General features: G+C 70.8%; 11 protein-coding genes. 5 read left to right on the top strand and 6 right to left on the bottom strand.

Features of this window, described 5'->3' with window-relative positions; genetic code table 11:
• Nucleotides 1–4 precede the first annotated feature (4 nt).
• A complete protein-coding gene (locus AB0924_RS09910; protein WP_366911092.1) occupies nt 5–2,707 on the top strand; it encodes an AAA family ATPase in 2,703 nt (900 codons plus the stop codon).
• A 660-nt stretch (nt 2,708–3,367) separates the two neighbouring features.
• Complete coding sequence (locus AB0924_RS09905; RefSeq protein WP_358939606.1) at nt 3,368–4,126, top strand: DUF3592 domain-containing protein; 759 nt, start codon at nt 3,368–3,370, stop codon at nt 4,124–4,126.
• 176 nt (nt 4,127–4,302) lie between these two features.
• Here AB0924_RS09905 and AB0924_RS09900 read toward each other — a convergent pair whose 3' ends face one another.
• The 5 genes from AB0924_RS09900 to AB0924_RS09880 form a co-directional block, all read right to left on the bottom strand.
• Nucleotides 4,303–4,656, bottom strand: a complete 354-nt coding sequence (locus AB0924_RS09900; protein WP_358939608.1) for a VOC family protein — start codon at nt 4,654–4,656, stop codon at nt 4,303–4,305.
• Nucleotides 4,657–4,859: 203 nt separating this feature from the next.
• A complete protein-coding gene (locus tag AB0924_RS09895) occupies nt 4,860–6,902 on the bottom strand; it encodes a TerD family protein (RefSeq protein ID WP_366911091.1) in 2,043 nt (680 codons plus the stop codon).
• 285 nt (nt 6,903–7,187) lie between these two features.
• Nucleotides 7,188–7,436 carry a hypothetical protein gene (locus tag AB0924_RS09890; RefSeq protein WP_358939612.1) on the bottom strand — a complete coding sequence of 83 codons (249 nt, stop codon included), beginning with the start codon at nt 7,434–7,436 and terminating at the stop codon, nt 7,188–7,190.
• Nucleotides 7,437–7,572: 136 nt separating this feature from the next.
• Nucleotides 7,573–8,640 carry a hypothetical protein gene (locus AB0924_RS09885; RefSeq protein ID WP_366911090.1) on the bottom strand — a complete coding sequence of 356 codons (1,068 nt, stop codon included), beginning with the start codon at nt 8,638–8,640 and terminating at the stop codon, nt 7,573–7,575.
• Nucleotides 8,641–8,746: 106 nt separating this feature from the next.
• Complete coding sequence (locus AB0924_RS09880; protein WP_366911088.1) at nt 8,747–9,913, bottom strand: Ku protein; 1,167 nt, start codon at nt 9,911–9,913, stop codon at nt 8,747–8,749.
• A gap of 79 nt (nt 9,914–9,992) precedes the next feature.
• Between AB0924_RS09880 and ligD the strand changes: the two genes are divergently transcribed.
• Nucleotides 9,993–10,871 carry a non-homologous end-joining DNA ligase gene (ligD, locus tag AB0924_RS09875; protein WP_358939618.1) on the top strand — a complete coding sequence of 293 codons (879 nt, stop codon included), beginning with the start codon at nt 9,993–9,995 and terminating at the stop codon, nt 10,869–10,871.
• Between the two features lie 288 nt (nt 10,872–11,159).
• On the opposite strand, the gene AB0924_RS09870 is transcribed toward ligD, so the two are convergent.
• Nucleotides 11,160–11,963: a nuclease-related domain-containing protein gene (locus tag AB0924_RS09870; RefSeq protein ID WP_358939644.1), complete on the bottom strand. Its 804-nt coding sequence runs from the start codon at nt 11,961–11,963 to the stop codon at nt 11,160–11,162.
• A gap of 394 nt (nt 11,964–12,357) precedes the next feature.
• On the opposite strand from AB0924_RS09870, the gene AB0924_RS09865 reads away from it, so the two are divergent.
• Both AB0924_RS09865 and AB0924_RS09860 read left to right on the top strand, forming a co-directional pair.
• Complete coding sequence (locus AB0924_RS09865; RefSeq protein ID WP_366911087.1) at nt 12,358–13,167, top strand: hypothetical protein; 810 nt, start codon at nt 12,358–12,360, stop codon at nt 13,165–13,167.
• Nucleotides 13,164–14,399 carry an ATP-binding protein gene (locus AB0924_RS09860; protein ID WP_366911086.1) on the top strand — a complete coding sequence of 412 codons (1,236 nt, stop codon included), beginning with the start codon at nt 13,164–13,166 and terminating at the stop codon, nt 14,397–14,399. Before AB0924_RS09865 ends, AB0924_RS09860 begins: the two co-directional genes overlap by 4 nt.
• The last annotated feature ends 84 nt before the right edge of the window (nt 14,400–14,483 follow it).

Below are 14,483 nucleotides of genomic sequence, written 5' to 3'. Positions count from 1 at the left end.
CAGCGTGGCCGACAAGCTGTTCACCTGGGTCGACGTCGACTCACGCCTGGCGGAGGCAGCCGTCGAAGGCGAGTGGCCGTACTGGCTGCTCGAGGCCGACGCCTGGTGGGATGCTCTCGAACTGTCCGTGCGTCCAGGCACCTCCATCGGCGAGGTCCGGGAGTTTTTGGACTACCAGTTCGGCCTCGAGTCCGCCGTGGACGGCGAGGAGGGCCTGGAACTCCTCTTGGACCGTCCCGAGTCCCACACCCCTCGCTCCCTCCCGGTTCGCCTGGCCGAAACCGCGGACGCGCCTCAGGTCGCCCGCCGTCCAAGGCTCAACGAGCGTCGTGTCACCTCGGCGCTAAGCGAACCGCTGCCGCGTCCCGCGTCCCCCGGCCTACCCGGCAACCGCCAGATCATCGCCTTCCACTCCTTCAAAGGAGGTGTGGGCCGAACGCTGCACGCGGTGGCGCTCGCCGACCTGCTGGCCTCCCGCGGGCAGCACGTGCTCCTCGTCGACGCGGACCTCGAGGCGCCGGGCATCACCTGGATGTACCAGGCGCAGGGCGGCCGCTGCGACATCGCGTACGACGACGTCCTGGCGCTCCTCCACTCCTCCGCGGACGGCGAACCCACCGACGCGGTGCAAATCGCCGCTGCGTACCTGCCCAACCAGGAGGTGTCCCGTCACGCGGGAAAGGGCCGGGTAACGATCCTTCCCTCTAGTCGGCGTACCGTGCTCGGCCCCCCTCGGATCGGTCCCTCAGACCTGCTGACCGAGGACCGTTCGCCCTACTTCCTCAGCGAGTCTCTCGCCGCACTCGCCGTCGCCGCAGAGGCCGACATCGTCGTACTGGACCTGCGGGCAGGCGCGTCCGAGCTGTCGGCACCCGTCCTACTGGACCCTCGGGTCACCCGGGTCTTCGTCTCCACCATCAGCAGCCAGTCACTGCACGGCACGGAGGCCATGATCCACCAGGTAGGAACGCGCGCCCCCGCTCGGGTCGGTATGGATCCCGCGCCCGGCGCGATCGTGACCCAGTACCGACTCGACCTCCACGACGGCCATGCAGACGAAGCCAAAACGCTTCTCAGCGACGCCCTCTCCCTGGCCATAGTCCTGCCCGTGGACGACGACACGACCGAACATGACGAGGACCACTTGGCGGTGGACGAGCAGGTACTGACCGAGCCCGTGCTAAGCCCGTTCCGCGAGGAACTGCTCGCGCTCCCCGACAGCTGGGACGCGGTGGTGGATGTGATGCGCCGTTGCGGACTGCCGCGGCTGGTCGCGGAGTTCGCGCCGAGCACGATGCTGGTACCACACCGCCCAGACGAGAACCCGGAGGTCCTCGGCCGCCGACGGTCCGCCTTGGCTGAGTTCACCGGCGCGCTGCTCAAGTGGGAACTGTTCGACGCGGACCCCGACAGTGACTTCTTCGCCATCGAACCGACCCGCAGGCTCATCGCCGCCCACCGAACCGACTTGCCAATCACCGTAGTGACGGGCGAGGCCGGCACGGGCAAGACGTTCACCTTCGCCAGGATGTGCGCGGCGAGAACCTGGGACGCCTTCGCCTTGACAGCCGGGGTGACCGCCCGACAGTCCGCACGAGTCATTCCGGTGCTCGCCCCGCCGGACGCTCCAGAAGGAATCTGGTACGCGCATCCACACCCCGTCGAGGCGGAGGGCCTGTGGGAGGAGAGCCCTTGGGAGCAGACGCCGGCCGGGCCGGAGCGTCGCGACCGGATCCTGGCGTTCATCGAGTCATCCTCCCGGCATCCGTCCGCGGAGAGCATGGGCTTCTGGCGGGAGCGCTGGCTGACATGCCTCGCGATGGCGGCCGGTGCCCCTGACGACGCCGACCCGATGGAGTACCTGCTACGCCATGAGGCGCTCTTCCTCGTCGACGGCCTGGAGGAGTGGCTGCACCGGCGTGACGAAGCCTGGGCGTCCGTTGCCGTCAACAGCCTGGTGGGCATGATTCCCCAGGCTCTGCGCAAGCTTCGGAAGCAGTCGTTGGGGCTCGTGATCTTTACCCGTCCGACGGCGGAGATGGACCGCGCTCTGAAAGGCCCAGCCAACAGAGACGGCAGAACGTTGCGGCGCAGGCCCCCATTCGAATTGCATTGGACCACCGAGGACGCCCTGAAGCTCGCCGTGTGGCTCTCGGTCCGTTCCGGCGCGGTACCGGACCCGGAAGAGCCCATCGCCGACCTGGGGGAGGAGGAGACCGCCCGCTGTCTCCTGCCGCTCTGGGGCTTGAGGATGGGCTCGGACGGCTCCCGCGAGGCTTGGACCGACCGGTGGTTCGCCTCCGCCCTCGCCGACGCCCACGAACGCGTCCAGCCCCGCGACGTCATCCGCTTCCTGCACGCAGCCGCGATCACGTCTGCCGACGACGGACGGTGGAGCGACCGGGTACTTACCCCGTCGGCCATGCGTCAGGCCTTGGCCGAGTGCGGCGCGCTCAAGATCGAAGAGCTCCAACACCGGTTCCCCCACGTCTGGGATCTCCTGTCCACGCTGGTGCAATACTCCGCCGACGAACAGTCCCCCTTTTTCGCGGGGGATGTGGGGCTTACCCACAAGGCCATCCGCGAGCTCCAGGACTGGGGCGCCCTGTCGAAAACCCCCGACGGTCGCTACCAGCTCCCGGAGCTCTACCGTCTCGCCCTCGGTTTCCGAACCGAAGGTCGTTCCCGCACGATCCCTCCGCGCTGACTCGAACCCAAGTGGCGGCCACGGCGGCGAGTGATAGCAGCGGCCAGCAGTCGGCATGGCGCCAGCACCAATCAGTCTGGTTCCGTTGCTGAGCCCGCATCTTCCCAGCGCCTGCGCTCGTAATTCAGCTCGGCGCAACGGCAGTGATTCCTCGGGCAAGTTGCGAGACGTCAGCGTCCGTGAGGCCCTCGGCTGGGTCGACGCGATGAAGGAGCGACGCCCCAGACTGTTCGTCGGCGGCCCAGAAGCGATCCATAGCGCTGATGAAGCAGGTCCCCGTCTGTCACGTGCCGAGCGACACCCAACCTGCACGGGGGCCGTGGACTATACGTGGACGGGACGGCACGGGGTAGCGGACTGCAAGACTTTGAGCTGCGCGGACGGCCCACTAACCCACGGCCTCCGGAACCGTGTGCGGAGGCTCGAATCCTGCCGGGGCACCCCGTATGAGGTGCCCAAAGACCCCGTCACCAGCGGAAACGCTGAGGCCGGGGCTCTCGCGTACAGGCAGGCGTGTTCGGCCCGGTGCTGTTGTAGGTCGAGGGTATGGATGAGGTGGAGCCTGGAAGCGGGCCGGGACCTCGGAGTGGAGGGCAGGCGCTTCTACAACCCCCACCGCAGCCCGTGAGTCTCACCCCGTGACGGGGTGTGGAGGCGCAGATGGATGAGCGCGGATCCGTGCTGAGCGGCGGGCGGGGCGAGTACGGCTCTCAAGTCGGGTGGGGGGTACTCGCGGGCGGCGTGGCCATCGTGGTGTGGATGGTCTTCGGGCCACTTGGGTCCCTGTGGCTCTATTTTCTCGGCTGGGCGGCCGCACTGGCTGCAGCGGACGGTGTTTTCAGGCTGGTGCGACACCGGGGCCTGGCCGTTCCTTCGCCGGGTCGGCTGGTGGCTGGGCTGCTGCGGCTCGGACCGGAGTCCTGGCTGGTGGCGCCCCGCTGGACCAGAGTCCGGTTGGCCGCCGGGGGTTTCCTGATGTTCTCCGCCATTGCTGGAGTCATGGGGTGGCAAGCCGCTCAGGAGTACCAGGTGCTGGCTGGTCTCCGGGCCCAGGGCCTCAGGACCGACGCGACCATAGTCGAGATCACCGGCCGGTCGGAGGAAGGCTGGGTGACCTCCGTGACCGTGCGCTTCAGTACACCGTCCGGTTCCGTGCGCGCGGATGTCGATGTCCCGTCTGGCTCGGCAGACGCCGCGAAGCCCGGGGCGTACATACCCGTCGCATACAACCCGGCTCACCCCACCGAGGTGCGCGACGTTGCCTACCTCGACGGACGTGACGCCGACGGAGTACGGCAGGGGGCGATCGTGATCGGGTTGATCGCCGCGGGTTTTCTGGTGGGGACGGCCAGGGAGGTGATCCGTGTCAGGCGGCGAACGGGGGAGGTACAGGACACCGGGGCCGGGGTCGCTGAGTAGTCCTCGTTACTCCGGCCGCGGCGACGTTCTGTCGTCCGTCCGGGCCGTTCGCGCGACTGTCGGCGAGGCCTCGACGCCGACGCGCGCTCGGACGTGGCCGCGCGGACCTGGCCGAGGCTCGCTCCTTGGCCGGTTGGTGAGCCACCAGCACGGCTCCGCCGAACTCGAGGGCGAGGTCAGGCGGGTTGCCACAGTTCGATGCGGTTGCCCTCGGGGTCGGTGACCCAGCCGAAGCGGCCGACGCCTTCCATGTCCTGCGTCTCGTCGGACACGTCGGCACCGCCGGCGCGTAGTTGGGCGAGCATGGCGTCCAGGTCGCGGACGCGGAAGTTGAGCATCGTTCGCTGAGCGCGGGAGCCGAAGTAGTCGGTGCCGGACTCGAAGGTCGCGAAGACCGTTGGGCCGGCTTCCTGTCGCCACATGCCGTGCTCATCCGTGTCCAGGCCCAGGCAGTCGCGGTACCAGGCGCTCAGGGCCGCGGGGTCGGCGGCCCGCAGGAAGTAGCCACCGATTCCAAGTACACGTTCCATGGCGTCATCTTGCCAGGACGGCGATCGAGTACGGGCCGTATGTGATCAGCCTCCCCTCTCGGTCGGCCTCCTCCCGCGTGTCTCGATCAGGTCGGGAGGTCGTCTTCTCGTGTCGGTGGTCGGTGGTCGGTGGTCGGCGCGCGGCGCAGACGAGGGGCCGGGCAGTGCCCGGGGCCTCGTGGCGTCGGCCGGGGTGCCCGGCCTCAGTTCGTCGTGGCCGGTTCCCTGGTCGGGGCTCGGCGGGGTGCCGGGCGGTCCAGGTGGATCACCACGGATTTGTGGAAGCGGTGTACCGCTTCGTCGACGCTGCGGATGAAGCCCGTCTCCGCGTTGCCGCGGCCGCTTCCCATGCCCTTGAGCAGGGTCAGGCGGAAGCCGGTGATGCGGGTGCCGCTGTCCTTGGGGAGGAGGTCCGCGGGCTCGGGGCGAAGGCGTTCCAGGGTGCCGCGGGGGCCGCCGGTCTCGCCCTCGACGAGGGTTTCGATGTGGAGGTCCGCGGGGGCTTCGGCCAGGCGGCGTACGAGCCGCTTCGCCCATGACAGGGGGTAGCCCTGTTCCGGTGCCGGTACGTCGATGGAGGTGCGCAGTTTGCCTGTGCGGAGGTCCGCGCTGACCGCCAGGACGCCGGGCGTTCCGTCGATGCGCAGCTCCGCGTCCAGCCTGCCGTCCTGGCAGAGCTGGTCGGCGAGGCGGCCGCGGCGTTCGCCCGGGTCCGTTCCCCGCTTGGCGCGCTGGACGGGCAGGACCTTCTGGCCCAGTTCGCCGCCCAGGCCGAGACACACCTGCCGGACGAGCCGCTCCCAGCTCTCGACGACCTCCAGGGCGCGCGCGTCTCCGTGGCACAGGGTCTCGTCGTCGATCCCGTTGCGTACGGGGACCCAGGCCGGCCCCATGTTCTGGAAGCCGTGGCAGCCGGAGTTGTCGTGCTGGAGGTAGTGCAGCAGTTCCTGGAGGAGCCAGGCGTGTGCGGCGTTGCCGACGCCCTCGTGGCGGATCAGCATCTGGGCCTGGTGGGTGACCTCCGCCCAGGAGAGGTGCCAGAGCGCCACCTTGTGCTTGCGCCGTCGGTCGATCTTGACGTCGACGAGTGGGCTGCCCTCCAGCGCGACGTCGTTCGAGAGCGTGATCACGGCTTCGTACCCGCGGCGGGCGGCGATGTCCATGTACGCCTGCACCTGATCGGCCTTGAGGGCGTTGCCGTTGGTCTTCGTCTCGACCAGGGCCGTCCACAGCTTGCCGGCCCGCTCGACGCGGATCACTCCGTCGGGGCGCCGCGGTGAGTCGCCGTGCGGCAGGGTGACCTCGGCGAAAGTCTCCATGCGGCCGGCCGGCGCTCCGAACGCCGCGGTCAGTCTCCGGCCGAATTCCGGCACCTGTGCCATCACCGACAGCAGCACCGAGGTGGCCCGCATCTCCCGGTCCCGGTCGCTCTTGAGCGCCGACACCGGGAAGAGCCGTGCCTCTCTCCAGGACTCGTTCTCCGCCAGCGTCTTCTTGGCCACCTTGGGCAGGGTGACCTTCTTCTTGGCGGTACGCGGCCGGGTGGCCGGTTTCCGTGACTCGTCGGCTTCGGCCGGCCGGCGGGGAGACGGGACGGCTTCCGGCGTGCTTCGCGGGCCCGGTTCGTCGGCGGGGGCCGGGGCGGTCATGACCTCCTGGTCGTCGGCCGCCGCGTCGTCCTGTGCCTCGACCGCTTCCGCGTCGTCCTCGATGTCGACGCCGAAGTCCGCTGCCAGGCCGGCGAGACCGGTGTCGTAGCCCTGGCCCACAGCGCGGAACTTCCACTCCTCTCCGCGCCGGTACAGCTCGCCGAAGATGATCGCGCTCATCGAGTCGACGTCGTCGATGGGAAAGCGCAGGAGGTCGTCACCGGCCCCGTCGGCCAACGACAGGTGGACGTCATCGAGTTCGCCGAAGCGCGCCGCGTTGTAGCGGCTGGCGGCGACGACTATGCGGTCCACGTCTGCCGGGACCGCGGTGAGGTCGAAGCTGATCCGGTCCTCGTTTCCGCCCGCCGTCGGCGTTTTGCCCAGTAGCTGCACGCTCCCGTCGGCGGCGACCGGGTTGTTGTAGAAGTAGAAGTCGGTGTCGCTGCGGACCTTGCCGTTCACGTCCAGCAGCAGGACGGAGACATCCGCGTCGCCCTCGCCGGTCGGGCTCCCCCAGCCCAGACTGACGATGACCGATCCGACGTTCTCGCTCAGGGATGCAAGAGCCACGTTCGAGCCCTTGACCATTTCATTCATACTGCCCCCCAACCGGCGCGAGTCAGGCGCGAAGGTGGCTGGCCCCAACCGCCCGACGCACGACACAACGTGACGTGTCGCACACATGTAAACTGTAGTGCCCATGGAGTCGGCGGACTCCTGGACCTCGAATCTCGTACGGCAGCTCAAAGGCCCCGGACCGGTGACGGTGCGGGGCCTTTGGTGTCCACCTTGAGATGAGACTCTCTGCCACAGATTGGTGGAGTGGGCGTGGGCTTTGTCAGCCAGATGCCCGGACCTATTCGGGTGCGCTTGGAGGTGGTCTTACCAGCCTCCGCAGTCGGAGCCGACGTCGGTGTACTGGGCGCCCGGGCTGCCCTCGCCGTTGAACAGGTTGCCGAGCACACCGCCGCCGACGTTCACGTTGCCGAAGATGTCGACGTTGAAGTCGTGGGACTTGCAACCGCCGCCATGGCCTCCTCCCATGGGTAGGGCGGCGGCGGGGGCGGCTCCCATGAAGCCGACGCCACCGATGAGGGCGGCCGCCGCAACGGCCGTTCGGAGCTTGCGCATCTGTCGTTCTCCTTCGAATCGGAAGAGCGCACCATCGGAAGATCCACTCGGCGCTCGTTTCGAAGCTAGATCGACTTTCCGCGCGGCGCTCATCGGGGAAGCCATCCGGGGGGTCCGGGAGTTCTCTCGGCTCCCGTCATCGGTCCTGGAGGGACTCCTCGTCGTCGTTGGTGGCGTACGGGTGGACCGGGCTCTCGGCGTCGAAGGGGGTGAACCAGTTCTCCACTCCGGGCGGGGCGTGGTCGAGGGGGTCGTGGGTGGGGTCCTCGTCGAGGGTGTCCGTGAGGGTCTCGAAGGCTGTGGTGACCTCGTCGGTGAGCAGGTCGTAGAGGTCGGCCGCGACCTCGGCCTGGGTGAGCAGGACTCTCAGCAGGATGTCCTCGGCCACGCAGTGGGGGCCGGTGAAGTGGGGCTGGGTGAGGCGGGCCGTCAGGGTGACCGCCGTGACGGTGAGGCGGCGGGCGAAGAGAACGGTGTACTCGCCGGCGTACTGCGAGGGCAGGTCGTCCAGGAGCATGAAGGTGGCGTCGCTCTCGGCCACCGTGGGGCCGTCCTCCTCCAGGCCGGCCAGGTCGGTGAAGAGTTCGTCCACCAGGAGGTCGATGGCGAAGACGAGGGCGCCCGCGGCGATTTCGGCCGCTTCACGGGACACGGTGCGCTCGTTCTCGTCGTCGGAGAAGCCGAAATGGTCGAGGGGGAAGGCCCTCAGGGCCGGCGCCAGGGTGCGGAGTCTGGTGCGCATGGCCTCGACCTCGGCCCGGTCCAGGCGGCCCGGCGCCGGTGCGGGTTCGGCCGCGGCGTGACGGCGGGCGCGTTCCGCCGGGTCGGCGGGCGGGGCGTCGGGGCCGTCGGCGGCGTCGAGGCTCTCCTGCAGGAGCGCGGAGTTCAGTTCCACCGCGCAACGGGTGATCTGCCAGTCGGCGAGCGGTTCGGTGCGTTCCAGGAGTTCCGCCACCACCTCGCGCGCGGCGTCCTCCGCGAACTCCAGCGCCGGTGCGTCCACGAAGAGTTTGAGCAGGGCACCTCCGGGATGGGCGGCTATGACGTCATCCATCAGCTCGATCTCCATGCCGTCCGGTCCCTCGACCGCTTCGAGCGAGTCGAACCCTTTCCGCAGCAGGAAGATGACGCCCTCCCGCTGCAGCGCGTCGAGTTCCGGAGCGCCCTTGGCAGGGGCCATGGTCACGGTCACCACGTAAGTCACGCCCACATCGTGCCCGAGTCGTCCCACATCAGGGGAGGGAATACCGGTCCATCCCCTGCCCAGGGCCCTCCCCGGGCCCGCTCCGGCCTCCGCGCCCGGCCCGCCGTCAGGCCGAGCGCTTGCGGGAGGCCGTCTTCTTCGCGGGGCTCTTCTTCGCCGTCTGCTTCGCCGAAGTGGCTTCCTTGGATGCGGACTTGGCGGTGGTCTTGGCGGTGGTCTCGGTGGTGGTCTCGGTGGTGGTCTCGGTGGTGGTCCTGGCAGTGGATCTGGACGCGGAATCGGCGGGGGGCTCGGACGTCGTCCTCGCGGGCGTGCTCTTCTTCGCGCTCCGGGTGGTTTTGGCCGTCGATTTCTTCGAGTCCGCGGTCTTCTTGGCGGGGGCCTTCTTCGCGGTCGTGGCGGTGGACTTCTTGCCGCCCGTCTCCTTCGGGGCGGAGCGGCGGCGGGTGAGGGGCCTGACCTCGGCCTCCTCCGTCTCCTCGGTGGCCGGGCGCCCGCCCCGGGACTCGCGGGCTGCGCGGACGCTGTTCTCCAGAGCCGCCATCAGGTCCAGCACCTTGCCGCCCTCGGCGGGCTCGGGGGCCTCGGGCGGGGTCTCGCCGGCCGCCTTTGCCGTGATGACCTCCTCCAGCGCCTCGCGGTACTCGTCGTGCAGGTCCTCCAGGTCGACCTCGCCCAGGGTGTCCATCAGGGCGTCCGCGAGGTCGAGTTCCTTGTCCCGGACGGTGACGTCGTCGTCCGGGGCGACACCCTCGGGGGCGCGTACCTCGTCCGGCCAGAGCAGTCCGTGCATGGCGATGGCGTCGCCGACCACGCGCAGCATCCCCAGACGTTCCCGGCCGCGCAGGGCGTACTTGGCGATGGCGACCTTGTTGCTGCGCTTCAGCGCCTCGCGCAGCAGGGTGTACGGCTTGGCGGCCGGGGCTCCGCTCGCGGCGAGGTAGTACGCCGCGTCCATCTGGAGCGGGTCGATCCGGTCGGCCGGCACGAAGGCGACGATCTCGATCGTCCGGGCGGTCGGGAGCGGGAGGTGGGACAGGTCCTCGTCGGAGATCGGGATGATCGTGCCGTCGGCGTCCTCGTACGCCTTGCCGATCTCCGCCTGGCTGACCTCACGGTCCTCCAGCTCGCACACCTTGCGGTAGCGGATGCGGCCGCTGTCCTCGGTGTGGATCTGGCGGAAGGAGATCGAGTGGCTCTCGGTGGCGTTCATCAGCTTGATCGGGATGCTGACGAGTCCGAAGGAGATGGCGCCGTTCCAGATGGATCGCACGTGCCGCGGCCTCCGTTCCGATCGGGCGTTATGCATGCTGCATAGCTATATGCGGCTGCTTGTCTGGGATTGTCATCTTATGACTCCAATCACAGAGGTGGAGGGCCGCAGGGTCGCGCTCAGCAACCTGGAGAAGGTGCTGTATCCGGAGACCGGCTTCACCAAGGGGGAGCTGCTGCACTACTACGTGACCGTCGCGGAGGTGATGCTGCCGCATCTGCGGGACCGGGCGGTGTCCCTGCTGCGCTACCCGGACGGGCCGAACGGGCAGATGTTCTTCACCAAGAACGTGCCGCCGGGTACGCCCGACTGGGTCATGACCGCGGAGGTGCCCCGGTCGGAGGGGCCGGCGCGGATGGTGGTGGTGCAAGATCTGCCGAGCCTGGTGTGGGCGGCGAACCTGGTCGCCGAGTTCCATACGCACCAGTGGCTGGTGCAGTCGCCCGAGGAGGCCGACCGGCTGGTCTTCGACCTGGATCCGGGGGCGCCGGCGACGATCGTCCAGTGCTGCGAGGTCGCGCTGTGGCTGCGGGACCGGCTGGCGGCGGACGGGATCGAGGCGTACGCGAAGACGGCCGGGTCGAAGGGGCTGCATCTGCTGGCGGCGGTGCGGGGCAGTTCGTCGGAGCGGACGAGTGAGTACGCGAAGGCGCTGGCGGTGGAGGCGGAGCGGGCCATGCCGCGGCTGGTGGTGCACCGCATGACGAAGAGTCTGCGGCCGGGGAAGGTGTTCGTGGACTGGAGCCAGAACGCGGCGCGGAAGACGACGGCGGCGCCGTACACCGTGCGGGCGCGGGTCGCTCCGCTGGTTTCCGCGCCGGTGACGTGGGAGGAGGTTGAGGGGTGCCGGGGGGCGGAGGAGCTGGAGTTCTTGGCGGGGGACGTCGTGGCGCGGGTGCGGGGGTCGGGGGATCTGATGAGGGGGCTGGTCGAGGGGCGGGGGGCCAGGTTGCCTTAGGGGTGGTGCCCAGGAAACGAGGGGAACTGTGCGGGGGTGGCTTCAGGGCTTCTTTCGCCCCCGCCGCCCCTTCCCGTCCCTGGGAGGGGACTCCGTCCCCTCTGACCCCTGCTGGGGGCTTGCCGCCCCCAGGCCCCCGCTTCGGCCCTGCGGGGCCAGCCCCCGTCCCGGCCCCGCCCTCAAGGCGCCGGACCGGCTGATGATGCCGGCCCCCGTGCTCAGACGTAGGACCGGCTGATGCTGGCCCCGTCCTCAAGGCGCCGGTCGGGCTGGTCCGGCCTACGCCGCCTACAGCCTCGCCCACGTTCTCCTGTCGCGGGCCATCGCGTGGAGGGCCTCGGCGTCCGCCGGCTTCAGTACGGCGCCCAGGCGGGCCAGGGTCGGGAGGTCCTCGGTGCGGAGGATGCGGAGGCCCCTAGGTGGGGCGGGGGTGCGTATGTCGGTGGGGTCCAGGAGGGCCAGGACGGGGTGGACCTCCGCGGTCAGGGCGTAGGAGGCGCGGTCGGCGTCGGCGCGGAGGCGGCGGAGGACGGGCTCGGGGTCGTGGCGGCCCAGGGTGATCATCGGGTCGGCGACCAGGACCCGCTGCTTGCGGGCGTACAGGGCGTGTACTGCGAAGAGGCCGCCGGGGCCGACGAGCAGATGGTGGATGCGGTCGCTGCCGGGGAGCGGGACGGAGTGCAGGGTGTGCCAGCCTGCGCCTTCCAGGCGGTCCAGGGCCTCGCCGGTGGTCTGCTCGGCGGTCAGGGCGCGGCGGCGCGGGTCGGGGCGGAGCCGGTGGGCGGGGGCGGGGTCGCGGTCCAGGGCGACGAGCAGGGCCTCGCCGGGGCGGTTGGGGGCGAGGTCGTCGTCGGGGTGGAGGGTGAGCCGGGCCAGTTCGGCGGGGGTGGGCACCGGGGGCGGGCCCACGGTCACCGGGCCGGTCAGGAACGGCTTGAGGGCGTCCATCACGTCCGCCTCGCGGTCCGCCGCGATCAGGTTCACCCGGCCGGTGTCACGGTCGTACCAGGCGGCGTTCGCTCCATCCGGCCCACACACGTACAGGCGTTCGTGGCCCTGCCGCCGGGCCGGCACCACGCGCAGTCCGTTCATGCCGCCCTCGCCGCCCATGCCGCTCGTGCCGCTCATGCGTGCATCACCCCCTGAACCATGGGAACAGGCGGGCGCGGTGACGGCAAGAACAAGGTCGGCCTCGGCGGCAGGACCTGGGCGGGCGGGTGAGAAGGCCGCGGTCCCGGTCCCGTTGGCGAGCGGCATCCGCGGCCGGCCGGGCCTCCGGCGCACAGAGCCCGGGGCTCGGGTGTACAGAGCCCGGGGCTCGGGTGCACAGAGCCGGGCCTCCGGTGCGCGGAGCCGGGGCTCGGGGCCTCCGGTACACAAAAAGGACTTTCCTACGAGTTGCACATAGGGTGTACCGGCCCCGGTCGACGCCGTCGCCCTCACTCTCCTCTCTGTCCTCACTGTCCCCTGAAGCACCAGGAGCCCCGTGTCAGCCCGCAGGCCGGCCCGTCGCGGCGCCCGTGCAGCGGCCGTCGTCGCCCTTCTGTCGGTGGCGGCGGTGGGCTGCGGGGACCGGGGCGGGCTCGAGGGCGCCGGGGCGACACCGACGGCGGTCAGCCCGGCGCGGCTCTGGCCGGATCTGCGGCCGGCGTCCAGTCCCGCGTACCCGTACGCCGTGGCGACCCGGGAGAACGTCAAGGGCGTCTCGGTGCCGGGCGACGACATCCGGAAGGTCGATCCGGTGGACGTCGTGCGGGCGGAGATCGCCGCGCACCCGGACGACTACGGGTCGAAGGGGGCGTACCACGCGACCGTGGACCGGGTGCGCGAGTGCGGACCGGGCCGGGTACGGGCGCGGTGTCCGCTGCTCAGTGCGTACTACCGGGATCTGACCGGGGACGGCCGGGACGACATGACGCTCGGATTCCGGCTGTACCCGACCAACCAGACGGCGGTACGGGTCTACACGGTCGAGAAGCACCGGCTGGTGCGGGTGCTGGCCGACAACGACGCGATCATCGGGGTGGAGCTGGCCGGGCGGGCCCTGATCGAGCGCTCTCCGGCCGGGATCGCCGGGTACGAGTACCGGACCACCTGGATCTGGGATCCGGACCGGCGCGCCATGGTGTTCTCCCGGGACGAGTTCCTGCGCACCGGCAGGGTTCCGCACGGCCGCAAGCCGTCCCCGTCGGCATCCGCGGCCCCGCCGGCATCTGCGGCCCCGCCGGCATCCGTATCCGCGACCCCGTCGGCGTCCGCGACGGCGTCCCCCGGCGCGTCCGCGAGCGGCTCATGAGGCTCGCGCTGCCCCGGTGGGCCGGGGCGCTGGCGGTGAAGGCGGCCGCGTTCATCACGGTGATGAGCTGTGCGCTTGCCGCGCTGCTCGGGATGCTGGTGCATGTGTCGGTCACCAACCAGACGGTCGGCAGGGCCCGTGAGCTGGCGCTGTCCCGGCTGGACGACGCCACCGCCGCGTACGAGGCCGGGGACGCGCTGCTGCCGGGTGCGGGTCTGGACCCCGAGGGGCTGCCCGGGCGGCTGCGGGCGCTGGCGGTGGCCGGGAAGCGCGGCACGATGGTCTCCTCGCACCAGGGGCGGCCGACGATGTGGGCGGCGGGTCCGGCCGACGGGCACCGGGCACTCGCGGTGGAGGTCGACTACTCGCAGCAGGCGCGGACGATCGCCGGGCTCGACCGGTCGATCCTTTGGTCGTCGGCGCTGGCCATCGGGGCGACGGTGCTGGTCGGCGCGTTCGCGGTGACCCGGGTGACGCGGCGGCTGAACGGCACCGCGCGGGTGGCCCGGCGGATCAGCGCGGGCGATCTGGACGCCCGGGTGAACGACCCGCGGACCAAGGATCCGACGCGGCCGCAGGACGAGGTGGCCGTGGTCGCCGCCGCGCTGGACTCCATGGCGTCGTCGCTGCAGGGCAAGCTGCTGAGCGAGCAGCGGTTCACCGCGGACGTGGCGCACGAGCTGCGCACCCCGCTGACCGGACTGCACGCGGCGGCGGAGCTGCTGCCGCCGGGCCGGCCGACCGAGCTGGTCCGGGACCGGGTGGCGGCGCTGCGCACGCTCACCGAGGACCTGCTGGAGATCTCCCGCCTGGACACCCGGCGGGAGCGCCGCGAGCTGGACTTCGAGGAGCTGGGCGCGCTGGCCCAGCGGGTGGTGCGGGCCTCGGGGACGGACACCGAGGTGCGGATCGTGCGTGACGCCCGGGTGGAGACGGACCGGCGGCGTCTGGAGCGGGTGCTGGGCAACCTGGTGGCGAACGCGCACAAGCACGGGCGGGGGCCGGTGGTGCTGACGGTGGACGGTCCGGTGGTGACGGTGCGGGACCACGGGGACGGCTATCCGGAGTACCTGGTGGCGCACGGCCCGCAGCGGTTCCGGACGGAGGGCGGTGCCAAGGGCCACGGGCTGGGGCTGACGATCGCGGCCGGTCAGGCGGAGGTGCTGGGCGCCCGGCTGACGTTCGGCAACGCGGTGGGCGGGGGCGCGGTGGCGGTTCTCACCCTGCCCTGAGGGAGGGAGGCGAAGGCCGGCGCGTGCCCGGTTCCGCCCGGCGGTCGCCCGCTGACGCGCCCCGCTGGGGCGCCTGCCCGGCCG

Origin of the sequence: Streptomyces sp. NPDC047869, from assembly GCF_040704065.1 — a bacterium.
In the GTDB taxonomy this organism is placed as follows: domain Bacteria; phylum Actinomycetota; class Actinomycetes; order Streptomycetales; family Streptomycetaceae; genus Streptomyces.
The sequence above is the reverse complement of the archived record's forward strand: the minus strand, read 5'-3'. Positions and strand labels throughout refer to the sequence as shown.